At 37.6% G+C, this 24,707-nt stretch carries 11 protein-coding genes and 2 pseudogenes; 4 read left to right on the forward strand and 9 right to left on the reverse strand.

What is annotated here, in order from left to right:
* From ACFINW_RS07035 to ACFINW_RS07065, 7 genes and pseudogenes are all read right to left on the reverse strand, one after another.
* Positions 1-1,438 (reverse strand): annotated as a pseudogene (locus ACFINW_RS07035) (hypothetical protein); the annotation flags it as partial.
* Between the two features lie 426 nt (positions 1,439-1,864).
* Positions 1,865-2,182, reverse strand: a complete 318-nt coding sequence (locus ACFINW_RS07040) for a hypothetical protein (RefSeq protein ID WP_375620819.1) — start codon at positions 2,180-2,182, stop codon at positions 1,865-1,867.
* A complete protein-coding gene (locus ACFINW_RS07045; RefSeq protein ID WP_375611460.1) occupies positions 2,172-2,447 on the reverse strand; it encodes a hypothetical protein in 276 nt (91 codons plus the stop codon). The genes ACFINW_RS07040 and ACFINW_RS07045 overlap by 11 nt, the downstream gene beginning before the upstream one ends.
* Positions 2,402-2,668 (reverse strand): hypothetical protein, encoded by a 267-nt coding sequence (locus ACFINW_RS07050; protein ID WP_375639554.1) that lies wholly within the window; start codon positions 2,666-2,668, stop codon positions 2,402-2,404. Before ACFINW_RS07050 ends, ACFINW_RS07045 begins: the two co-directional genes overlap by 46 nt.
* A 489-nt stretch (positions 2,669-3,157) precedes the next feature.
* Positions 3,158-8,920 (reverse strand): YadA-like family protein, encoded by a 5,763-nt coding sequence (locus ACFINW_RS07055; RefSeq protein ID WP_375673997.1) that lies wholly within the window; start codon positions 8,918-8,920, stop codon positions 3,158-3,160.
* 633 nt (positions 8,921-9,553) lie between these two features.
* The gene (locus ACFINW_RS07060) at positions 9,554-15,871 is read right to left on the reverse strand and encodes a Vomp family autotransporter (RefSeq protein ID WP_375639562.1); all 6,318 of its coding nucleotides are present in this window, start codon (positions 15,869-15,871) and stop codon (positions 9,554-9,556) included.
* 1,067 nt (positions 15,872-16,938) lie between these two features.
* Positions 16,939-17,445, reverse strand: coding sequence for a helix-turn-helix domain-containing protein (locus ACFINW_RS07065; RefSeq protein WP_375639995.1), 507 nt, complete (start codon positions 17,443-17,445; stop codon positions 16,939-16,941).
* Positions 17,446-17,938: 493 nt separating this feature from the next.
* On the opposite strand from ACFINW_RS07065, the gene ACFINW_RS07070 reads away from it, so the two are divergent.
* Both ACFINW_RS07070 and ACFINW_RS07075 read left to right on the forward strand, forming a co-directional pair.
* Positions 17,939-18,385, forward strand: a complete 447-nt coding sequence (locus ACFINW_RS07070; RefSeq protein WP_375608751.1) for a hypothetical protein — start codon at positions 17,939-17,941, stop codon at positions 18,383-18,385.
* A 2-nt stretch (positions 18,386-18,387) separates the two neighbouring features.
* Complete coding sequence (locus ACFINW_RS07075) at positions 18,388-18,657, forward strand: hypothetical protein (RefSeq protein WP_375634046.1); 270 nt, start codon at positions 18,388-18,390, stop codon at positions 18,655-18,657.
* A gap of 318 nt (positions 18,658-18,975) precedes the next feature.
* Here ACFINW_RS07075 and ACFINW_RS07080 read toward each other — a convergent pair whose 3' ends face one another.
* Together ACFINW_RS07080 and ACFINW_RS07085 are read right to left on the reverse strand one after the other, a co-directional pair.
* On the reverse strand, positions 18,976-20,187 hold the full coding sequence (locus ACFINW_RS07080) for an MFS transporter (protein WP_375639565.1): 1,212 nt from the start codon (positions 20,185-20,187) through the stop codon (positions 18,976-18,978).
* Positions 20,188-20,639: 452 nt separating this feature from the next.
* Positions 20,640-20,837: pseudogene (locus tag ACFINW_RS07085) on the reverse strand (hypothetical protein); the annotation flags it as partial.
* Between the two features lie 1,370 nt (positions 20,838-22,207).
* Between ACFINW_RS07085 and ACFINW_RS07090 the strand changes: the two are divergent.
* Together ACFINW_RS07090 and ACFINW_RS07095 are read left to right on the forward strand one after the other, a co-directional pair.
* Positions 22,208-23,398, forward strand: a complete 1,191-nt coding sequence (locus ACFINW_RS07090) for a hypothetical protein (RefSeq protein ID WP_375639999.1) — start codon at positions 22,208-22,210, stop codon at positions 23,396-23,398.
* On the forward strand, positions 23,395-24,600 hold the full coding sequence (locus ACFINW_RS07095) for an ATP-grasp domain-containing protein (RefSeq protein WP_375629281.1): 1,206 nt from the start codon (positions 23,395-23,397) through the stop codon (positions 24,598-24,600). Before ACFINW_RS07090 ends, ACFINW_RS07095 begins: the two co-directional genes overlap by 4 nt.
* Positions 24,601-24,707: the final 107 nt, after the last annotated feature.

Below are 24,707 nucleotides of genomic sequence, written 5' to 3' on the forward strand. Positions count from 1 at the left end.
TACCCTGAATTGTGTAAGTTGGTGCTTTACCATTAGATACATCTGCACCACCACCAAAATATTGTGATGTATTTTGACTTACACTTGCAACGTCCCGATTAACCTGCTCCAACTGCGCAAAATTCACTGCATCATCAGGTTCTTCCCCAGCTGCCACTCCTGTAATCTGCTTATTGCCAGCATCAATACCATCCACAGTTATTTTAGCCCCATCAGCAAACAAAATGCCATCATCACTGATAGAGCTTCTCCCAGCGGTAACTCGTTCCACTGTAATATTATTAGCTAGATCAAATGTTACATTATTGTTTTCCCCACCTTTTGTAATCTTAAGGTTGTCACTTGCAGCCGACAAATCTACAGTATCTTGTACACCAACAGCTTTAGCATTTTTACCTCCAACAGATAGTGTCCAACCTTGGTCTACGTATTTTTGTAATGATTTTAACTGTGCAACATTAACGGCATCAGTGTCGCCACTACCAGCTGCCACTCCTACAATCTGGCGCGTTTTTTTTGATTTAGCATCACCAACACTCACTGCACCTAGCGTACTCGCCCATATCATGTCGTCAGAATCTGAAGGGCCTTTAGTTAAAGAATTATACCCGATAGCGCCAGCAGCAACATCAGCCACAGACTCGCTCCCAAGAGCAACACCCTTATGCTCAGTCGCTCTTGCATCTGAACCAATCGCTATCGAAAGATCTGTTTGAGCTTGAGCACCATAACCTATAGCAATTGCTTTTTGTCCACCTGCAAGTGATTTGTTACCGAATGCAATACTATCAACGCCTTTTGCTTTTGCACGCCCACCAATAGCAATCGTATTGCTTGCTACTGCTTCAGACGCAACCCCTATAGCAATACTTGCTTGTCCACCTGCAAGTGCAGCAATACCAAAAGCTTGTGATCCCCCAAACTTTGCAGTTGCAGCCGCTCCAAATGCTGTTGAATAATGCCCCGTTGCGGAAGATCCACACCCAGTTGCAAAAGAATACACACCATAAGCTTCAGGCAGAACATTTGAAAGACCACCGGTTGCTTTTCCCATATATCCCCCCTTACCGGTCAGACCATCATCAACCCAATTAAGCTGAACCTTCGCCCAGTTAAAAGGACGCTTGCCATTAATCTCTTTATTCATAGAAACTCTTTCATATAGTTCCTCTGCAGTGATTTGGTTATTAGTACCTTGATTGCTTCCACCACGATCAACAACATTAAACACACCACAGTAATCCTTATCGCCAGCTAATACAATACTGCCATGGCTAGCGTATTGATAAGACACGCTAGGACCACTTGTACTTTGAACTTTATCACTTGTTATCGCAAGATTTGCAGCAACCACAGGAGAAACACTCGACAAGAGCGTCGCTATAACTGTTCCCAATGAAACAGCTTTAATCAAATTTGGTGTTGAATATTTTTTCATAATACCCCCTCATAACAATAGATTAAAAACACAAAAAAGGTGTGTTCTAGAGCTTTCTTATTTCCCTTGCGTGTTCCTGCTTTTACAGCGTGTTTTAGGACATAAATAAAATTAAGACGTAAGCTGTTGTTTCTGCAACGCCTTTATAGGGTAATTAGGGGTAGGTTCGTGAAAGTCAATTTGAGGAAGGTAAAAAAATACTTAATATTAGAATGGATTTCGTTTTTCTATCAAAGGTTGTGTGTCGTTTTTAGCTTTGATCTCTTTGAAAAAGGTATAATTTTTGTGCCTATTGATCATCCGCTTAGGCATCAGTTTATTTTTCGTGAATAAGATTTTTTATTTCATTAGAGGATTTATGAAAGCTTTTTACTAAAATGCCCCATCTATATCCTTACTAATGGTAATGTGTCTCGTTGCTGTATCCTATTTTACAAAAATACTCACTGCTACTTGTTCTTTTATTCCCTTCAGTTGTGAAAAATTCACTGCATCAGTATTGCTAGTTCCTTCTGCAACATTTGTTACTTTTTTACTTGCCGCATTAATATTACCGGTGGTTATTTGCGGGACATCAGTAATTACTAAGCCTGTTGCATCGACTTTTCTTTTCTCTCCTAATGTTATGCTTTTCAATGCTATATCATTAGCCAAACCAAATATGAGCTTATTTTCATCGTCCTTATCTCTTTTAACCCTGAAGTTACTTCCTCCAGATGAAAAATTTATTGTACTATCTAGCACCCATATCTTTAGCTGCCTCACCAGAAATAGACAGTTTCCAACCTTTTTTTCTTACGACTTCTTCTAAATCCTGCAACTGTCTAAGGTTCACTGCATCGGCAGGTTTGCTACCAGCTGCTACACCTATAATTTGTCGCGTTATGTTTTTACTAGGAACACCAATACTTACTGCAAATTTCGTACTTTTCCATTGAGATTCAGTGTTTTTAGCCGGTCCTTTCAGAAGAGACGTATACCCAAAAACGCCATCAGCCCTACCGGACACAGAGTTGTTCTCAATAGCCCCCCATCAACCGTCACTTTAGAATAAGAACCTAAAGCGATACTTCCAACCCCATTTGCTTTTGAATAGAAGCCCATAGAAATAGCTTCTTGAGCAAATGCATATAGCACGGAATGACCAAGTGAAATCGAACCACATTCCAAAGCTTTAGAAATAGCTCCCACTACTGTTGAATAATCACTCTTCGCAAGTTGTATAATCATTTTCCCCGTATTCGCTCTTCTTATTATATTCACTACCTATTGCGATACTGCTTTTCTCTAAAGCGTAAGCCATATTGCCTACAGAAACGCTTCATTCTTTTTCCGTTTGCGCTCCACTACCCTAAAGCAATACTTGTGTTTGGAGTACGTTGCATATCTGTAGATCGTTGCATTATAAAGCATACGTTTAAAACTATACGAAAATAAAAGCTAAAACTGTCTTCTTTTAATAAAGGGTATATTCGTATTTACATTTCTTGAAGCATTTTAATAAATCAAAATAATAGCAATCAATTTTTTAAATCTTTACCATTAAGGTCTTTTATTCTCAAAAAAAGTTGTCATAGGCTTTTTATATTCGGATTTTATATAATTACGGGTGTTTTATACATTTAGAATAGCTTTAGAGAGCTCTGGAAGAAAGTAAAAAATTTGCCCTTTTCTTCAATTAAGAAAAAGGCAAATCAATTTTATGGATTTAGTCGTTTATTAGTTGAGTATCACATTAACCCCTGTACTTATACCCCAGTGACCTCCAGAAGTGGTAATTGACAAGTTGGAACCAATATCACCGTTCTCTGAAGTATAACCTGCACCAAAAGCAAAAGCAGATTGACTACGCCATAAACCACTACCAAATGCGATTGTTAATTTTCCAGGAATATCACTATAGCGTAAACCAGCTACCGCTAAACCAACAGCTGCTGCTTGTCTTGCCTCTTTTCGAACATCCTCAACAGCATAACTTAATGTCGAAAACTTCATATCCGTATACGAATTAGCCTCACTAACTCCATCTTTTACAAGATGAGAAACTTGCTCATCCGTATACTTATTGGCATTTTCAAGCACAAAATCCATCTTATCTTTTAATTGACCGCCATTAACCGCTTCTTTCGAATCCTTTTCAATCTTTCCATCGGCTACATTGGCTATTAATACTGGAGAACTGTCATCTCCACCAACTAATGTAACTTTATTGGTCTTTTTGCCCGTTTTTTTATCTTTATCGTATTGTACAGATCCCTCCGTAACTTTATTTTCAATATCCTTGACCTGATCTGTAATCATTTGCTGAGTTTCCCAAAGCTGTCCTCCATTCACAGCTTCTTTTGAATCTCTGTCTACCTTGCCATCCTCTACATTGATAATCTTACTTGGACTCTTAACACCCTGAGCATCAACATGAGATGCATCATAGCTTCCTTTTTCTTCATTCCAATTCAGACTATTCGAAGAGGTACTCTTTTCAACTTCTTTTATACGATCGTTGATAGTGCTCATGCTGTCATTAACAACATCAAATGCTTCAGAGACATTATTACGCTCCTCTTTATCACCTTTCGTACCATCCTTATTAAAGACCTGAACGGTGAATTTTGGTCCTTGCCAGTTTCCTTCCTTATCATAACCAGCTCCTCCACCAAAATATGAGGCAAATGTCTGTTGAAGTGTATAAATCTGACCACCATTAATCGCATCAGTCGAATCTTCTGATATCTTTCCTTTCGCAAGGAACGTGATCTTGCTGTTTTCCTTTTTACCTTCTTTCTCATGCTGTGCTATAAACGCACCTGCATCATCACTCCACAACAACGCATTTTGCTCAATGTTGCCTGAAATCTCATTATGAAGATTCTTGAAAACCTTATTTACACCGGCAAACGCGGCTGCAATGCTATCATAATCCTTCTCTTCAAAACTTCCATCTTCTTGGAAAGTCATTATCTTGAAACCTGGAAGCGCCCAGCCATCACCATCATACTTAGCATCACCACCAAAATACTTTGCTAGCGACTGATTCAGATCATAAATCTGTCCGCCATTAACCGCATCACTCGAGCCTGATACTATAGAGCCAGCCGCAAGTGATGTGATCTTGCTTGCTTTTCTGTCTTCACCTTCCCCATGCAGAGCTACAAAAGCTTTGTCACCATCGCTCCAAGATAAAGAATCTTGTGCAATTCCCTCTGAGACCTCCTTAATGCGAGCGTTCACATTCTTGATATTGTCATCAAGCCCTTTAAAGGCAGAACCAACATCGGTATGCGGTTTATCTGTTACTTCGCCACCTTTATCAATACTGGATAAATTATAAGTTGGCCCTTTAAAAGCACCATCCTTAAATTCAGCATCTCCACCCAACAATTTTGCTATATCCATTGAAAGGATGTGAACCTGCCCTCCATTGATAACATCCGTTGAGTTTTCCGCAATCGATCCGGCGGCTACATTATGGAGCGCAACAGGTGTAGCATCCTTCCCTTTCCCAAAAGTTACATTTGTATAATCAGTTTGATTATCTGTTGTTTTATCGTAAAGAACAACAGAAGAACTATCAGACAGAAGGGTATCAGAAAGATCCTTCAAACCTTTATCAAATTGTTCTTTGTTCACGGCTTCATTGTTTTTTTCTGCCGCCTTTACACCAGAAAGAGTTCGATCCTTACCACCCTTGTTTGCGATATTGATTTCACTACCTTCTACTCCTTTACCAATGTTGATAACATCTTCATTTTTCGTAACAAGCAAATTACTGATTACATCGCTGATCGCAGTTTGAACCTTTGTGAAAAGTTTACCCACACCTGAAAATGCATCTGATACATTCTTATAGCTTGATTCAGCTTCAGTGCCATCATCATTGATAATTTTGAGCTTAAAATCAGGAACTTTCAATTCCCCATCCTTATATTCAGCGTCATCAGAAAAATATTTTGCAACCTTATCGCCCAGTGAATAAAGTTGAGAACCATTTACGGCATCCATCGATTCTTTCGTAATATCTCCTACAGCAAGCGATGTGATTTTACTTGCCTTTCTGTCATCACCTTCCCCATGCTGGGCAACAAAAGCTTTGTCAGCATCGCTCCAAGATAAAGAATCTTGTGCAACTCCTTCTGAGACTTCCTTAATGCGAGCATTCACATTCTTGATATTGTCATCAAGTCCTTTAAAGGCAGAACCAACATCGGTATGCGGTTTATCTGTTACAACACCTTTTTCATCAATATTCGATAATTTATACTCTGGTACTTTAAAGTTTTTGCCATCAAAGGATACATCTCCACCTAAAATTTTTGATAAATCCTCAGTGATTGCATGAAGCTGATCGCCATTAATCGCATCACTCGAAGCTGATATTATAGAACCAGCGGCAAGTGATGTGATCTTGCTGTTTTCCTTTTCTCCATCTTTTTCCCCATGCTTGGCTACAAAGGATTGTTCTTTACCATCCCACAACAGAGCATCGCCTTGGACAGATTCTTTGATATTCGTGACTTTGTCATTAAAATCATTAACGATGTTCTGCACATTCTTATTCACACTCTGGAAATTCTTATCAATTCCGTCAAAGGCTTCCGCTACATTATTGTAGGTTTTTTCTTCAACTTCAATTTCATTGCTCTCTAAGTTGAAAACTTTGAGTTTGAAGGTTGGTTTGTTCAATATGCCATTCTCATACGTAGCATCGCCGCCAAAATATTCTGCAACTTTGTTGCCCAGTGCATAAAGCTGGGAACCTGTTATAGTTTCGTGCGAATCTTTCTCTACCTTACCATCAGCGACATTAACAATCTTGCTCGCATCCTTCTCACCATGAGCAGCATTGTAGGCACCATCATCACCTACACTGCCATCCCAATTTAAACTATTCGAAGAGATGTCCTTTTCAAACTCCTTAATACGAGCGTTCACATTCTTGATATTATCATCAAGTCCTTTAAAGGCAGAACCAACATCGGTATGCGGTTTATCTGTTACAACACCTTTTTCATCAATATTCGATAATTTATACTCTGGTACTTTAAAGTTTGTTCCATCAAAGGATACATCTCCACCTAAAATTTTTGATAAATCTCCAGTGATTGTATGAAGCTGGCCACCATTAACGGCATCTGTCGAATTTGTGCTAAGATCTCCACCCGCAAGACCTGTTATTTTTTTACCTGCAGCATCAATACCATCCGCTATTACTTTGGGACCATTTTCAATGGTTAATCCCGTTTTATCTAAAGTGACGTCTTTTAATTTTACACTGTTCAATGTGACATCTTGTGCCAAATCAAATGTTATTTTTTTGTCTTTATTTTCTGTTGTATCACTATTTTTAATCTCAAAGTTTTTGCTTCCAGAAACCAAATTTAATATATCACCCGGCTGAAAGTTTGAAACAGCCTTATCATTAAGAGAAAGTGTCCACCCTTGTGCTACAAATTCTCTTAATTTTTTCAGCTGTGCAATGTTGACGGCATCAGTGTCTGCATAACCCGCTGCTACACCTGTAAGCTGTCGTGTTATCTTATTCGGAGTATCACCAACACTAAAAGCTCCTTGAGTGCTCTTCCATATCACACCATCATCCGTTGACTGGCTCCCTATGGAAGGATCATAGCCAACTGCGGACACTGAGTTACGAGAAACAGATTTATAACCCACAGCAACACCACCCTCAGGAAGTACTTGTACATTTGAACCTAATGCCATACTATTTTTAGCTGTTGCAGCTGAAAGTCCACCTAATGCAATACTATTTTCACCAGATGCATTTGCAAAACCACCTAATGCAATACTATTTTCACCAGATACATTTGCAGAACCACCTAATGCAATACCATTGTTGGCAGTTGCACTTGAAAGCTTACCTATAGCAATACTTTCTTGCCCACCTTTTCCCTCACTGGCAGCAATTGTAATGCTCTCCGTTTCGGCATGCCATTTAAAGACACTATCATCGGTAGCTTTTTTAATCTCATTGTGAAGATTTACATAAGACTTACCCACACCTTCAAAGGCTTTGGCTACATTTGGAAAACTTTCTTCTTCAATCTCATTCGTCTCAGGATTTAAAGTTTTAATTTTGAACTCTGGATTATCCCATTGACCATTCGTAAATTTAACACCACCACCTAAATATCCAGCTATATGGGTAGCTACAACATTCAACTGACTACCATTTACCACCTCTTGTGAATCTGCACTAAGATCACCAGATGTAACACCCGTTACCTTTTTATTTCCAGCATCAATACCACCGGTGGTTATTTTCGGACCATCAGTAATTACTAAGCCCGTGGCATCGAAGGTATTTGTACCTGTCTTTACGCTCTCCAGTGCAATGTCTTGCGCCAGATCAAATTTTACTTTATTGTCATCTTCGCCCTTTGTAATATTTAGGTTGCTACTTCTAGCGGAAAAATCTACCGCGCTATTCATAAGAACAGTGGTAGCATTTTTATCTCCAACAGAGAATTTCCAACCGTTTTGTCTTACAACTTGTTCTAAGTCCTGCAACTGTCTAAGGTTCACTGCATCGGTAACATTAGAACCAGCAGCTACGCCTGTAATTTGTCTGGTTATACCCTTACTATAATCACCAACACTAACTGAGCCCCGCGTACTTTTCCATTGCGCCTCGATGTTTGTTGCAGGACCCTGCAACAAAGAAGTGTAGCCAAACTCACCAGCAGCCCTATCGGATATAGAATCGCTTCCTAGAGCAACACCTCCCGCAACCGTCACATTAGAGCTAGCGCCTATAGCAATTCCCTGCGTCGCCTGCTCCTTTGCATATGCATTGTACCCCATAGCAATCGCTTCATTTGCATAACTATGTGCTTTACTACCGAAGGCTATTGAAAAATCACCAACTGAAACTGTTCTCTCTTTTTCATCAGAACTATCGGTTAGAGAAGAGCCGATTGCAATGCTATTTTTAGTATTTCTACTACTACCAGCTAAAGCAGTTAAGCCGATAGCAATCCCTTGGTCAGCCTTTGTCTGCGCTACTTGCCCGAAAACAATAGCATCATGCGCTTCTCCCTGAGCTCGTTCACCATAGACAAGAGGATTACCCAAATCATCCCTAGTTATCTGATCTCCCTTTACAACTCCTGGAGTTAAAGCTGCTCTTGTTATTTTTTTACTTCCAGCATTCATATCAATTGAACGTATCGAATCGCTGGTTTCTGCCAAAACATTCACTATAGGACTATAATTACTTACACCAGTAAGAGTTTTGGTTAAAAAATTTTCATAGTCATCAGCAGCACTTACCTTGAATGTCAAAGCAACATTCAGCGCTGTTAAATAATTTTCCTGTGATGAACTAGAAGAATCCAAATCATTCGAAAAAACAGGGGAAACACTGGCTAAAAGTGCCGCTATTGAAGTCAAGGATAGGACTTTAATAAAAGGAAAACGAGAAAATTTTAAATTGCTCCCTGCTAATTTTGTATATAATTTTTTCATAATGAGCTCCCCAATGAAAGAAATAACTATAAACACAAAAAAGACACATTTAAACGCTATTAGGTCCTCCAAAATTGGTTTTTCTAAACGTATTCAAAAATTTAGTACCTGACTGAAAAGATAGAGACGTTGTGTTTTAGGTTTTATGGTTAATGCGTTTTGCTCTTTTACATTTCCTAAGAAAGTAAATTTTTTTGTGGTGATTGGTTTTTTTTTAACCTTTAAACTTATTTGTTGTTTTTTGCAAGGGGTAGAGTTAATTTAGCGTATTGTTTTATAGCTTCTTCCAGTAAAGTTGAAATACATTTGAATGGAGATTTTTGTCTTAGTAGAAAGCTTTTTAATAGATTTGTAGAGAGCAAAAGGTTTTTTTATCTGTAGAGTGCTACAGATTTTTCAGATTTAAAAATTAAAGAAGAAAATAATAAACTTATAATTTATGAAAAAACTCACTATCTTATTTTGAAATAAGAAGTTCATTTTGTTGAAAGCGTCCGGTTTTTCTGTTTTTTAAACCTGTATTTATCGTTAGCGCTTATCAATTTATATATATATATTTACATACCTAACAACAATTCACCCCTGCCTCATGAGACAGGGGTGAGAAGGAGTTTTTATGTATTTTGTTTATTATCAATTCAATGTCATATTGAATCCCGCACCTACACCCCAGTGACCTCCAGAAGTTGTTGCGGATATGTTAGAGCGGTATTTTCCATTTTCTGAGGTGTAACCTGCACCAAAGGCAAATGCAGACTGACTACGCCATAAACCAGTACCAAATCCAACGCTTAATTTTCCAGGTGTATCATTGTAGCGTAAGTTAGACACCGCAAGACCAATAGCCGCTGCTTGTCTAGCCTCTTTTTTCACACTCTCAATACTATAGTTTAAGACATCAAACTTCATATCTGTATATTGCTTAGCCCGATCAACAGCATCATCAATCGCATCAATCACAATATTATTAACCCGTTGATCTGTATACTGCTTGGATTCATCAAGAATAATCTTCATCTGTTCTTTAGTATAATCATGAAGTTGACCACCATTTACAGCCTCTTTCGAGCCTTTTTCAATTTTACCATCAGCTACATTATCAATCAGAACAGGTTCACTGGCATCCCCCCCCGCTAATGTGATTTTATTGGTTTTTTTGCCGTTTTCATCTCTATCATAACGAACAGCATCCTCTTCAATGCCGTCAACTCTATTATTGATGTTATCAACTTTGGCATCAATATTGATAACTGTATCACCAATATCAGCAATCGTATTGGAAATGGTATCAACTCTGTTGGTAAGATGCTTCACATCTTTTTCAACACCAGTAACACGTTCATTGGTTTCCCAAAGTTGCCCACCATTGACGGCATCTTTCGAGCCTTTTTCAACTTTACCATCAGCTACATTGATAATTTTATTCGGCTTTCCATCGCGACCAGCATCATAGGCTTTTTCTTTATCATTCCACTTTAAGGCATCTGAATCGACCTTGTTGATGACATCATCAATACGGTTATTAATATTTGACATATTTTTATTGACGTCACCAAAAGCATCAGCAACATTATGGTGCTCTGTCTCAACAGTCGTACCATCAGCATTGACTTGAACAATCTTAAAAGTAGGATCTGTCCATTTGCCATTCTCATATTTGGCACCGCCACCGAAATAATTCGCAAGTTGGTTATTCATGGAATAAAGTTGGTTGCCCGTAATGGCATCTGTTGAACCTTGAGCAATCTCACCATCCAAAAGATACTTCAATTTGCTGTTTGTTTTCTTGCCATCTTTTTCATGACGTGCCACAAATGCTTCTTCCTCATCATCCCACAGTAAAGCATCTTTAGAGAAATCTTCAATTTTCTGGTTAAACTCATTGGATACATTCGTTAAGCGTTGATTCACATCTTGAACATTTTTATCAAGACCTGTTAAAGCATCACCAACATTGTAAAAATTAGCCTTCCCTACTTCACCACCTACAATAGCGGATAAAGTATATTTCAGCCCTTCAAAAGCACCGTTAATGAACTTTGCACCACCACCAAAAAACTTTGCAATATCTGCTGATATTTTATTAATCTGACTACCATTGATTGCATCGTTGGAATTTTCAGAAATGCTACCATCTTTTACGTTATGAAGAGCAACTGGTCCGTTGTTCTTATCGCCGCCCAAAGTTACACTACCATAATTAACACTATTATCGTCATTCTTATCATAGAGAACCGCAGCAGCAGTTACTGTCTCAATATCCTTCGTAATATCCTTTATGCTTTTATCCAGTTGGTCTTTGTTAACAGCTTCATCGCCCTTCTCTGCTGCCTTAACACCAGAAATAGAACGCGCTACACCAGCATATCCCGCAATATTGATCTCAGTACCAGCTGTATCCTTACCAATAGTGATAGGAGCAGAAACTCCGTCTTGCTTAACAAGACTATTTTTTACCACTTCGGAAATCTTATTATCAATATTTGTGATCGAAGTATTAACACCTGTAAACGCTTCCGTAACATTATGATAGGTCTCCCCCTGAATAAGGAAAGCTGGTTCTATACCGTTCAATACATCTGTACTACCACCAAAATATTTCGATGTATTTTGAGCGACTGTTTTGAGATCATTGTTAACAGTTGTAACCTTCTTATCCGTAGCAAAAAGCTGTGAACCATTTACCGCTTCCGTTGATGTTTGAGAAAGTTCTCCATCTTTTACACCGGAAAGTGTTCTTTCTTGCTTATCTTTATTTACAAGGCTGATTTCAGTACCACCGGTTGCTTTACCCACAGTAATAAGACCATCTTCTCCCTCCTGCTTCACAAGACTATTTTCTGTCACATTATTAATCTGATTATAAATATCTGTGATAGAATTATCGACACCCTCAAAAGCATCAGCGACATTATGATGCGTTTTCTCAACAATAGTGCCATCCTCATTACGCTGAGAAACTTTGAAAGTAGGATCGCTCCACTCTCCATTCTCATAGCGAGCACCACCGCCAAAATAATGCGCAATCTTATCGCCCATCTTATAAAGTTGAGAACCATTTATTGCCTCTGTTGAATCTCCTGAAATATCGCCATCCGCAAGGAACTTAATCTTACTATCTGTCTTCTGTCCATTTGGTCCACGCAGTGCGACAAACGCTTTTTCCTCTTCACTCCAAAGTAACGCGTCTTGAGAAAATTTATCAAATTTATCATCAAATTTCTTGTCTACATATTGTATATGTTTATTCACATTTTTGACATTCGCATCAAGCCCAGTCAAAGCATCACCAACATTGTCAAATGTTTTCTGTACTACTGTACCATCTGCAGAAACCGTAGATAAATTATACTGTGGTCCAACAAAAACACCATTTTCAAACGAGGTATTACCACCAAAGAATTTTGCAACATCTCCAGCTATTGTATTAATTTGACTACCATTTACAGCTTCCATGGAGTCTTTGGAAATTTCACCATTTTTTACACCTGCAATGGTTCGCTCTCCCTCAGTACCTGTGATATCAATTTTCGTACCGCCTTTTTCAGCACCAATAGTGATAAGCTTCTGATCTTCTTTCCATTTAACAAGACTATTTTCTGTTACATTATTAATCTGACTATAAATATCTGTGATAGAAGTATCAACAGCAGCGAAAGCATCCGTTACATTGTCGTGTTTTGTATTCTGAACCGTAAAAGTTGGTTTGATACCATTAAGTATATCTGTCTCCTCACCACCAAAAAAATCCACTATATTAGTAATATAATTAAACAGTTGATGGCCATTTATTGCTTCTGTTGAATCGGAACTGACTTTTCCAACTGCAACGCCAGAAATAATTCGATCTCTGCCTTCAGAGTTCGCAATATTGATTTCGATACCTTCTTTTTCAGCACCAATGGTAATATTTTTTTTACTTTTACTCCATTTAACAAGACTATTGTCTTCTATCTCAAACTTCATTTTATATAATTGTGAAAGATTAACAGCATCATGCTCATTGCTACCATCTGCGACTCCTGTAATTTTTGTATTGGCGGCATGAATACCACCCTTGGTCATTCTTGGGCCATCTTTGATCATGAAACCGGCATTACTCATTCTGCTGTCCCCTGTTTCTACACGACCAACTTTAATATATTCGCTTAAATCAAACTTTACTTCATTGTTATCACCTTTGGTAATTTTTATATTTGTGTTCTCACTCTCATTATTATCATCGTCTTTATGCTTAACTGCAACAAACTTTACTGTACTTCCTGCTTCAACATCTGTAGCTTCTTCATCTTCAACAGCAAGTTTCCAGCCCGTTTCCATCCCCGCTGTAAAGTCTTTCAGCTGTTTATAATTTACTGCATCAGTATCATCAGTACCAGCTTTCACTTTTGTAATCTTTTTGCCACCAGCATCAATACCTTTCATAGTTATGCTTGGACCACCATCAACAAACTTAAAGCCATCGTTGCTCATAATGCTGTTGCCTGTCGTGACACTCGTGAGCTTAAGAGTATCATTCAAAGAAAATGTAACTTTATTACTGTCTTTTGCAATTTTTATATTTTTGCTACCATCTTCATTTTCACCAGCAACAAAATCTACTGTACTCCCAGCTTTAACATCTGTAGCATTGTTACCATCAACAGAAAGTTTCCAGCCATTTTCTGCAAGTGTCCTTACCTCTTTCAGCTGTTCATAATTTACAGCATCAGTATTGCCTTCTGCCTTAGCTACTCCTGTAATTTTTTTATCACCAGCATTAATACCATTCAAAGTTATGCTTGGTCCATTACCATCAATAAACTTAAAGCCCTCATCACTCATAATGCTGTTGCCTGTCGTGACACTCGTAAGCTTAAGAGTATCATTCAAAGAAAATGTAACTTTATTACTGTCTTTTGCAATTTTTATATTTTTGCTTCCGTCCTCACCCGCATCCGCAACAAGATCTACTGTACTCCCAGCTTTAACATCTGTAGCATTGTTACCATCAACAGAAAGTTTCCAACCTGCTTCAGCAAGTGTTCTTACCTCTGTCAACTGCTTATAATTTACAGCATCAGTATCTTCTTCCCCTGCCGCTACTCCTTTAATCGTTTTATTACCAGCATGAATACCATTAACAGTTATGCTCGGCCCCTCATCACCGTCAAATCTAAAGCCAGCAGCATCCATAATGCTGTCTCCTGCTGTGACAGTCATTACCTGAATATCATCAGCTAGATCAAATGTGACATTGCGATCATTATCTTTTTCGATCTTGATATTTTTTGTACCTTTATTGTCAGCTGACTGAAAATTTACTGTACCATTTGGACCAATAGCCGTAGCATTTCCACCGTTAACAGCAAGCTGCCAACTCGTTTTGTTCGCGTTTTTCACCTCTTGCAACTGTTTATAATTCACTGCATCGTTAGGTTCAGACCCATCTGCTACGTTTGTGATCTTTTGCTTGGCTGCATCAATACCATCAATAGTCATGCTTGGACCATCATTACCATTAATAAAAAAGCCGTCTACAGTCATGCGTGAACCGCTTTCACCGTTAACAAAAAAGCCATCATCACTCATCGTGCTTTGGCCTGTGGTGACTTGCGTCAATTTAAGATGATCATTTAAAGTAAATTCAATTTTATGCTTATTATCTGCAGTGTTTTTTGCAATCTTTAAGTTGTCTTTTCCCGCTTCTTTTTCACTTTTCACTGAAAAATCTACGGTATTGCCTGAATTCACATCTGTCGGATCGGTATCGTTAGCAGAAAGTTTCCACCCCCCTCCCCCTGCTATGATATCTTTCATAGCTTTTAGTTGCGCCACGTTTACCGCATCGGTATCTTCACTTCCAGCAGCGACCCCTGTAATTTGTCGTGTTAGCGTACCCTTACCAATACCACCAACTTCACCAACGCTAAAAGCGCCTGTGGTGCTCTTCCATGCTATACTGGTTTTTGTTGTCCCTTTACCTGTTACAGGATCATAACCAGCAACATTCTTGTCTCTATCAGAGATAGCCCCACCACCTACAGCAACACCATCTTTAACAAGCACTTGCGAATTTACACCAATGGCAACCGAATCTTCTTTTTCAGCATAAGCTTGCGTACCTATAGCAATCGCATTTTCAGCATTCGCGATTACTTTTCTGTTAGGATCATTTTCTTGGGTTCTGTCAGAGCGCCTGCCCCCTATTGCAATAGCACCTGAAGCTTTAGCTTCAGCATCTGTACCTATAGCAATCGTATAACTCTTTTCTGCCTTTACCTTTGTACCTAAAGCAATGCTATTTGTACCTAATGCAGTTGCAAGCCCTCCAATAGAAACTGAAGATTTGCCCGATGCTTCTGAGCCTACACCCATAGCAACACTTGCTATACCACTTGCAAGTGCGGAAACACCAAAAGCTTGTGCACCCCCTGCCTTTGCTGTCGCACCTGCACCAAATACGGTTGAATAATTACCCGTCGCTGCAGATCCACAACCCGTTGCAAAAGAATAAACACCATAAGCCTCAGGCATTGCACTAACGATACCGCCAGTCGGTGTCCCCATATAACCTTTAGTGGGATCACTTAATGTCCCATCACCAGTCCAAGTAACCTTTTCAGTAGTCGTGCCATAAGGTTTACGACCTCCAAAAACTTTCTCACCAATAAATCTCTCATATTGTTGCTCTGCGGTTATTCGTTGACTTTCACCAACTCTCTCTTGTTGTTTGCCGCCACGACCAATAACGTTGTCTACACCACAGTAGTCATCATCACCAGCAAAAACAACACTCCCATGACTACCGTGTGGATATACAACACCAGTACCAGTTGTACTTTGACTCGCCCCTCCTACTATCGCAAGATTAGCAGCAAAAACAGGAGAAACACTCGATAAGAGTGTGGCCATTACCGTACTAAGAGAGACAACTTTAATTAAATTTGGTGTGGAATATTTTTTTTTCATAAGAATCTCCTCCTACAGAGTTCAACATCATCACAACGCGCGAAAACACACATGGCAAAACCCTTAGTTTGCGCACTTCAAAAACCAATAAATCAAGACAAAACTCCCCCCTACGATACCGATAGTTATCCGGCATCGACCTAAAATCTCTGCAACAACATCAAATCTAGAAAAGTCCCCAACCCTTTTAGCTAGAGGGTTTCAAGCTAAAAAATAAATAAAAACACAAGACTTTGAAAATATACCGTAATCTCCATTCAAAAACACTGCGATTTATCTCTTAACAAAAATAGTTTCACTAAAGAGCAATTCTACTTTTCAAATAAAGCGCATCAGAAGAATGGCAAGAGTGTAAAAATAATTTTTTATAAATTTGTAAAAATACTTCTCAATAAATTAGCTGTTCTTATAAGCACAAATTTATGATTTTTTTAACTTATCGCACAATGTAATAGATAATGATTATCATCATAATCTCACTTTTTGTTGCGAGGTAAACTGTTTCAATATACTATACATCTCTTTGAAAGAAATCTGTCTTAAATATAATGATGCACGCTCTGTAAAAAGTTTTAACGTACTCATCTTATCATCTTCATAAAAAGACAAAAGCGCATCTATAAATAGTCTTTCGTTCTTCTCTCTTATATATCTGTTACCCTTCTATAGGAACAAAACATCGTCATTGTATTTTCACTATTGTATAAATTTTTTAATATCACAAACCGAAAAGAAGCTGTTTTCTAAACTCTTTCCTCTCACAGAACCCACTGTATTTTCACTGTTGTCCGTATCTTTTCTTCAACCAACAAATATTTCAGGAATGATGCTATACTCGCTTCCTTTTGAAGAAATTTTGTTTGTATTGCTACCTGTCGTTCTTTTTATGAACCGTTTTATTTTTAATCAGAACAGTCTATTGATTTATAATGATAGTTTCTCGTTTTTCAGGTTGAATAAGAGACTCGAAGATCGTGAGATCTTCACATTCCAAACTTGGTTATACAGCAGAAAACCAAAAAAGTTTTATTTTTTAAAAGGCTGTTCATTCGTATCTTATGAAATTTCTAGATGTGCTTTTCAGTTTCGATTTTACGCTTTAAATGTAATTTTAAAAGTGGCAAAGTGGCTTCGACTTCTTCTATATCATTGAGGTTTTGAATAAGCTCTTGCAATCTTCCATAAAGCTCTGCTGCTAATTCCGCAACATCTTCAGGAGAAAGTGTTATTTTTGCATCATGATAGGTCGTATAAGCTAAATGTCCAAGCTTTTTCATCAGCCCAACAGGTATCGCTTGCGGTTTAAAACCAGCTGCTTTTGCCTTTGCCATATCTGAAAACATCTCGCCATTTCCCGTTACTAGCCAATCTAATGAAACACCACAAATTTCTTGATATTTGGAGAGCGCAGAGGCTGTAGGCTCACTTATACCAGTTTCATAAGTTCCTATAGAACCAGCAGTGATACCAAGATGTTCAGCAAACTGCTTACGCTCTGTAAAACCAAGAGCGTGACGCACTTCACGAAAACGTTTTGCCAACTCAGTTTTAGGTTTTGCTTCCGGACGAGCCAAAAAAAACACTCCAAAATCAATATAATTGTTGACTAAATAACTATATTGATTTATATCTATCATTACTACCCCTTAAGAAGAGCAGTTATCACATACATAACCCCACAAAAACGGATGTTACAGCATCCATTCAAGCAGGAGCGAAAATTATGACAATTACAAAAAATGCAATCGCCGTGGTATTTTTCTGAGCTGCGCCCCTGTAATATAACCTCGAAAAAACTCAAGCCTATCAGAGGTTATTTTCCAGAGTCAAAAACATTTGGACACAGGCCAATGAAAAAACTAAATGCGCCACTGCCAACTCTATCAGTTTGCATGCCAAGCCAATTCTTGCCAACTGCTTTCTCAAAAGTTGCAGTCATATTCTTTCAAAAGCAAAAAGCCTAATACGATTCTCTTCATTTCATGCTGTGCAATATACCACTGAAATCTTATTACAAAAATATGCTAATGCATTTCCCATAGGTTTTATAAGGTAAAAAGTTTATCAATGTCTAAAAATCAATATAAAATAGGCAAAATAATTGGTATTCTACAAAAAATGAGATTATCACTCGTTATTAAAAAGTTAGACGTTTACAAACCCTGTTTGCTTATTTTATATATTAATGGCACTGATTTAGCTGTAACTGGCAATAGAGATTTCAGGGTTTTTGGTTTATCGTCAGAATACTCTTCCTCTACGCATATTAAAAGCCTTTTGGCAATGTATTTTAAATGCTATAAATTCTATAGCAAACACATTGCCATCCATATTTACAATTGGGCGCTTCAAAATCTTGGAGTAATAAAATCTTTAATAGGCTTTGATTTAAAAGCGCGTATTTTGCAGAAAATTGACAAAACCATGAGGTTCGTATACATGGCAATTTTAAGTGATGATAGTGGAGTGATACTTAAAAAAGCTGCATGGAAACCCGCAACGTTGAGGAATTAAGCATGACCTCTTTATGCGATAAAGAATTATCTGATACACTGGTTGGTCTTTATGACGACTATCAACGCGGTTTCGACATTGGAGAAGAGCTTAAATTGTGCGTGGATTTGGCGTTATCTCTTGAATTGGAACTCAGTATTCACCGTTTAAGTGAAACAGATGCTGTTTTAAAAAAAGAGATTGTGCAAACCTTGCATCGTCGTAGAAATACTCATTCCAGTGAAGATGAAATTGATACAATTTTTCATATGGATTTTGAAAAACAAAAATAATACAATACTCTCCCCATATGATAAGATATTACCTCATTGCTTTACTTTCTACTACGCTTAAACAAAAAACTTTCAAGAAGATTTAAAGTGTTACGTTTTCGTCTTCTTAACAACAGTGAGATGAATTAAAGAAACGCATCAATTCTTTTAGATCATTATCAAAAAATAGAGAGTATTCTCTAGCATACATCAATTTATACTTTGTTCATTAAGCACCAACTTTTACATTTTCTCAACTCTCCTTTAAAAGCAAAATATGAAATGTGCTGCAGCGTAAATGTTTAAAAATAGCGTATATTGACCACTCTTAAACGTAATTTATTGTTTTTCATGTTTATAAAACAGCACTATGAGTATTCCAACAAACGCAACAATGCTTTGAAAAAAATATATCGATTGAGGTGATATGTTACTGTTATCGCTTGCCATGATGAGATAGACTCCGAGGATCAAGCATCCAGAGATACCATTAAAACTTGCCTGCAATCTTCCTTGGTATTCAGGATCACAAGAGAGTTGTGATAAAGAAATCGAAAGAGCCCAACTCGAAAGTCCAAATCCAATCATAAAGTAAACAGGAAAAACAACAAAATTGTGTGTATTAACAGATAAAATAGCGAGGCCAATAGCCATAAAAGCTAATAAAATGGCTAATGTTTTCCTGATAGATAAAACTTTACAAAGAAGTGGTGAAAAAAACGCACCTGTCAATACACCCATAGAATAAAGCACCTCAAATATTGCAAAGGTCCTGTTATCCGCATGTAAAACCTCTTGTATATAAGGAACGAGAATAACAGGAATGGTCATCAAAAGAGTCATAATAATCATCTGGCTTATATAAGGTACAAAAAGAGCCGGATTCTGTTTAAAATAATGAAGGGATGCTGTATAATTTTCCCACCAATTTTGCTGGTTTTGTTTTTTAGATCTTCGGTTTTTAGGTACCTTCATTGCAAAATTAAATAAACCAGCAATGATAAAGAATATACCACCTATTAGAAGAGTTCCTTTTGTTCCTGCATAGGACAGTATAAATCCACTTAAGCCCATACCTACGATAGTGCCAAGTTCATAAACCATATCGATGGTTGCATTTGCATTGATGAGCTGTTCCTTCAGCACAATACTTTGAATTAAAGAAATAGCTGATGGCATATAAAAAGGGATAAAAATACCCAAAAGAGCAGATAAGACCATCAATTCAATTTTTATACCAAAATGCCAAAGCATTACCCAGCTCACGATTACCAAACCTCTCACAAGATTTGAAATAATAATCTGCGTTTTACGGTTATATTTATCTGCCAATATGCCAAAAATAGGCGCAAAAATAATGCTAGGCGTCCAAAGAAAAAGCATTATCAACGCCACACCACGGATTGAGCCCGTCTGATTGTAAGCGATCCATGACAATGTAATATAATTTAGTCCACTTCCAAATGTAGCAAATAAGCCGCTCAAAGTAAAATAGAGAAAAGTTCTATTTTCAAATAAAGCAATGCGTTCCTTCAAATTTGAAGTGAACATAAATTATCCTCTAAAATGAATATCAGTCGATATGCATGATACATCCTGTTTAAAAACAGGCATTCTTACAATTTTCATTTTAGATCATTAAATTTAAGAAAGCAAAATTTCTTTTTTGAGGCTTTTACAATCTTTGTGCTGTTTTATGATTAATTCTTCTATGAAAACGGAACATTTATGGACAAAAACAAAATTAATATTTTATGTGCGTTTTATTCAGAAGCTACACCTTTATACATATGTGAAACAATTTTACGGTATGGAAGCTTCACTCACATTTTATTGTCCTTATTATTCCGTGCACTAAAATATGCTCGAGTATATTCCTCCATGTCGTTCTTCTATCACCACACTTCATCTCTAAAAGAATAAACATACTATTATCCTCACAATAAATATTGCTAACTTTTCTACTCCCCTTCTCTAAATCTTTTAAAACAAGCCCATTACAGTTAGTTTTCTAAATACATTTTTTCAATAAAAGAGAGTTTTTCTTCGTATTTTAAGTTTAAACCATTCCTTTTCTGCAATCGTTCCAGTACTGTAGTGGGCGGTAAATGAAGATAAAATGTAATATGGGGTCTTGGAATAGATTGATTTAATTTAACGACACTTTCAATAGAAAGCTCTCGAGCATAAAAATAAGCAAGACTAGAATAAACAGATCAATCGCTAATTAATAAATTTTGCAATGAAGCTAAGGAAGGTTCAATAATTTCAAGCGTATGTTTGCGTCTATCTGTCTTGCTAAGAGTGCTAAAAGCAACGGATCAATTGCTTTTCCTTTATCTAAATATCTCTAATTTATGGATTATTTCTATACTAAGAACTGTGTTAAAAGTTTGTATTATATGTTTTTCTGTTGAGTAATGACGAGAAATTTCTTTGAAGACCGCATGGAGTTATAAACTTTTTTATCAAGATACATTCTGTCTATATACTCTCCATAAGTTAAATTGTTTTTTGTCTAAAATCTTTTAATGTTCAATAAGATGTTTTTTAACTCGTCTCTAAACAGAAAAACACAATACTCCCGCATTTTGTATAACTTATTAACTTTATGATAAATGGCAGTATATAGACTTAGTTTTAAGATAAGGTTATATTTTAGACAACTTAAAATAAGATTAAGTATTTGTAAAAAATATATTTTTTTGTTCACACTCCATAACCTGCCATTTTCTAACGAATTCTAGTAGATTTCTGAGGATTACTCCTATAGCGTCGTGTAAATATATAGAAATGAGTTCGATCTCAGTATATTATTGTCCTAAGAGCTAGTACTGGATTGCACTACATAGAAATCTAATGAAATCAGCTCTATCTTTTCTCAAACCACCGCTCACACTATAAGCATTTGATATTCAATTCCGTCAAAAAGCAGCAGAGCAATTCTCAGAAAACATCGCTGAGATATTGAAATATGTCTTGCAAAAGCGTTTGAATCAAATGTTTCAATATATCTTTCGGTATATTCATAAACTGAAACTAAGAATATTATAATAAGCCCTCAAACAACGACGACGCCCAAATCGGCCGTAATAAAGCCTCCTAAAACTGAACCAATAATACCTCTCTCTGAAAAAGACTACTATGTAAAGGCTTTAATACAATACCTTAGCGCTAATGCCATAAATGTTTCTGATAGATAACGAAGTTTATTGTCACAATAACATCTAACAACGGTCAATAGAAAAACCTCAACCTTGAGTATAAATGGAGGCAATCTTGAGAGTGCAAACACAGCCTTCCCAAGAACATAGCTATACTGGTCATTTAGCGAAGAAACTCCTCATTGGAAAAGCACCTCACAAGAGATACAGTAAAAATACCAACCGCCTCCGCTCTCAGTTTCTCCAAAATTAGCTATCGCTATGATAAACGTTATCGTTCAAATCTGTACCATGCTTCTATCGAAAAAACTTGACATGCCTAACAACATATATATTAGCTTTTTGTAAAAATGTATAATTTATAGCATGTCTATTTAACATGGGGGGATAATGTGCACAAACAACTGATGTTTCGGTTTTATGGGCTTGTTGTCCTGCTGTATCTTTCTGATATGGTTTTATTTTTAAGTAATCTTTGGAATGCTTATCGCATAACATCCTCATCGGTTTTTCTAGGCGTAACCATGGCTTTGGGCACCCTTATGCCCTATCTTTTGAAAAAAAGCAGTCTTGTGCGCATTAAAGCCTCACTGCGGTTGGTCGATTTATACAAAAGGCGAATCATTATCTATAGCCTTCTTTTATTGATTGCTCTTTTCCATTACGCTGATTCCCCCTTTGGTTTTATTGCTGTCTCTATCTCTATCGGCTATCTCTCTTTGATTACCTTAAGCACACTCGAGACTTATAATACTAAACTAGCACTTAGTGGTTATATTAGCGCCCAAAAGGCTTCCCGCATTATGCAAACAGTGGTGCAAATTGGCGCATTTTTGGGAGCAGCACTGAGTGGTTATCTCTTAGAAGCGACCAGCCCTCGAGGGGCAGCAGCTGAAATCGGTTATAATGGTTTGATTGTGACACTTTGTGTGTTTGACATCATTATAAGCCTTATAGCCGGATATATTATCTTTTGCGATGAATACAACGCTACAGATACCACAGCACTTGCAACTGGTAAGAAGCCAGCACCTACACCGCAAGTGGATGAGCTCTCCCATGAGCTTAAACTTTTATGCGTCTGCATAGGACTTATTGGCTTTCATATTTGCGCTTATAATACGCTGGCAACTATTCTTTTTCAGAGTGTGAAAAATTTTGGCTCTGAATATTATGGGCTTTGCAGTGCGGTTGCAGGCGTGGGCGCTTTTTTGGCTGCTTTTATCAAAATCCCTCGTTTTGAATTTATTCTCCCAGCCCTTATGTTGAGCATGGCTGATCTTATTTTTAGCACCACACAATCGCCCTATTTGGCTGTGGTCTTTTGCTTTTTTATTGGCTTTTCAATGAATACCATGCGAATTAATGCCCGCAAACATACGATTGAAGCGACCAAAACAGAGGCTCAAGCAGAGCTGGTGGGAAGCTATAGCGGCATGCTTTATACTCTCTCCCAATCGGCAGGTTATGTCATTCTTGGTCTTCTTACAAGCTCTGCCCTTATGGGTCCTCAAGCAGCTGTTTATCTTCTGCCCCTTATAGGGTTGATAATCTTTATTTATGTTCTTTTCCTTTTATCGCAGCGGAACAAAGTATGAGAAAACCTATTCTTATTGTCGACCCTTTCTCCACGGGTGCCCTCTATGGCCCTGCTTTGCAAAAATTAGGCTATGCTTGTTATGGTGTTGTCTCTCAAGCAGCTCCTTTTTCACACTATATGCTTTCTTATCAGGGAAAAGGCATGGCAGAAGCGAAGCTTCATAGTGTCGATGAGATAAAGAAACGCTTTCCTATCGGCACGATAGAGGCTGTAATAGCGGGTGCCGAAAGAGGTATCTATTGTGCAGAGAAATTGGCGGCTTATTATGGTTGTCTTGGGAATAACCCCTTGACTACCGATTGGCGACGGAAAAAAGCAGCGATGCAAAAACGCCTTTGTGAAAATGGTTTATCTTACATCCGATCAAAGATTCTTACAAAAAACGATTGTACTTTCGATGGTTTTGAAAGCCACAGCGGCTATGTGGTAAAGCCAAATGATTCTGCAGGGAGTGATGGTGTTTTATTTTTCTCTAATCTTGAGGAAGTAGTAACGTGGACCTCTGAAATCGACTGGAAGAAAAAAAATATTTTTGACGCACCTAACGAGGCTTATTTGCTCCAAGAAAGATTGGAGGGAGAGGAATACATCGTCGATGCCGTTGTAAAGGGAGAGGCTATAAAAATATGTAGTTTGTCACGATATAAAAAAGGTATTCATAATGGAAGTACTTTTGTTTATGAAACGCTTGATGTACTTGATTCTCAAGATCCCTCTTATGCCCCTCTTATCTCTTATGCAAAACAATGCATTCGCGTGCTGGGAATTGAATATGGACCTGCGCATATGGAAATCATGCAAACAGCTCGTGGTCCAGTGATGATTGAAGTAGGAGCCCGACTCCACGGAGGAATTGCACCCACCTTGTTCGCACATTGCTATGAAGATGATTTACTTGAAAGCTCCGTTAACCTTATTGCAGGCGTGTTTTCGCAAACACCAAGTCGCTTTAAGAAAAAAGGGCGTATTATCTTCCTTATCAACGAGATCGACGGTCATATTATAAAAGATGTTAATGTATGGCGGCAAAAGCTTCATTCTTGGGAAAATGTGGTTCATTTTATGCTCTTTTTTAAAGAAAATGAGCCCCTCCCCCTAACCATCGATTTAAATACCTGCCCAGCTATTATAGCAATTTGGGGACACAGTGATGATGAATTATCAGCTTTGGAGAGGATCATTCGTAGCAATTTCTTATAAAATACAGCAATTGGGAGGAAAACATGGATTCAGAAGCGCAGTCAATTGAAAATATAGACAAATATTAAAAATGGAAGCAAGTCATTTTTAAAGAATTCAATGCAACC

The sequence above is a fragment of the Bartonella sp. AA18HLJMS genome (assembly GCF_042197245.1).
Classification (GTDB): domain Bacteria; phylum Pseudomonadota; class Alphaproteobacteria; order Rhizobiales; family Rhizobiaceae; genus Bartonella.

What these genes read in the sequence shown, in the direction of transcription:
- ACFINW_RS07050 (WP_375639554.1), bottom strand. Translation starts at nt 2,668, where the DNA reads ATGATTATACAACTTGCGAAGAGTGATTATTCAACAGTAGTGGGAGCT.
- ACFINW_RS07055 (WP_375673997.1), bottom strand. Translation starts at nt 8,920, where the DNA reads ATGAAAAAATTATATACAAAATTAGCAGGGAGCAATTTAAAATTTTCT.
- ACFINW_RS07060 (WP_375639562.1), bottom strand. Translation starts at nt 15,871, where the DNA reads ATGAAAAAAAAATATTCCACACCAAATTTAATTAAAGTTGTCTCTCTT.
- ACFINW_RS07070 (WP_375608751.1), top strand. Translation starts at nt 17,939, where the DNA reads ATGTCTAAAAATCAATATAAAATAGGCAAAATAATTGGTATTCTACAA.
- ACFINW_RS07075 (WP_375634046.1), top strand. Translation starts at nt 18,388, where the DNA reads ATGACCTCTTTATGCGATAAAGAATTATCTGATACACTGGTTGGTCTT.
- ACFINW_RS07080 (WP_375639565.1), bottom strand. Translation starts at nt 20,187, where the DNA reads ATGTTCACTTCAAATTTGAAGGAACGCATTGCTTTATTTGAAAATAGA.
- ACFINW_RS07090 (WP_375639999.1), top strand. Translation starts at nt 22,208, where the DNA reads ATGTTTCGGTTTTATGGGCTTGTTGTCCTGCTGTATCTTTCTGATATG.
- ACFINW_RS07095 (WP_375629281.1), top strand. Translation starts at nt 23,395, where the DNA reads ATGAGAAAACCTATTCTTATTGTCGACCCTTTCTCCACGGGTGCCCTC.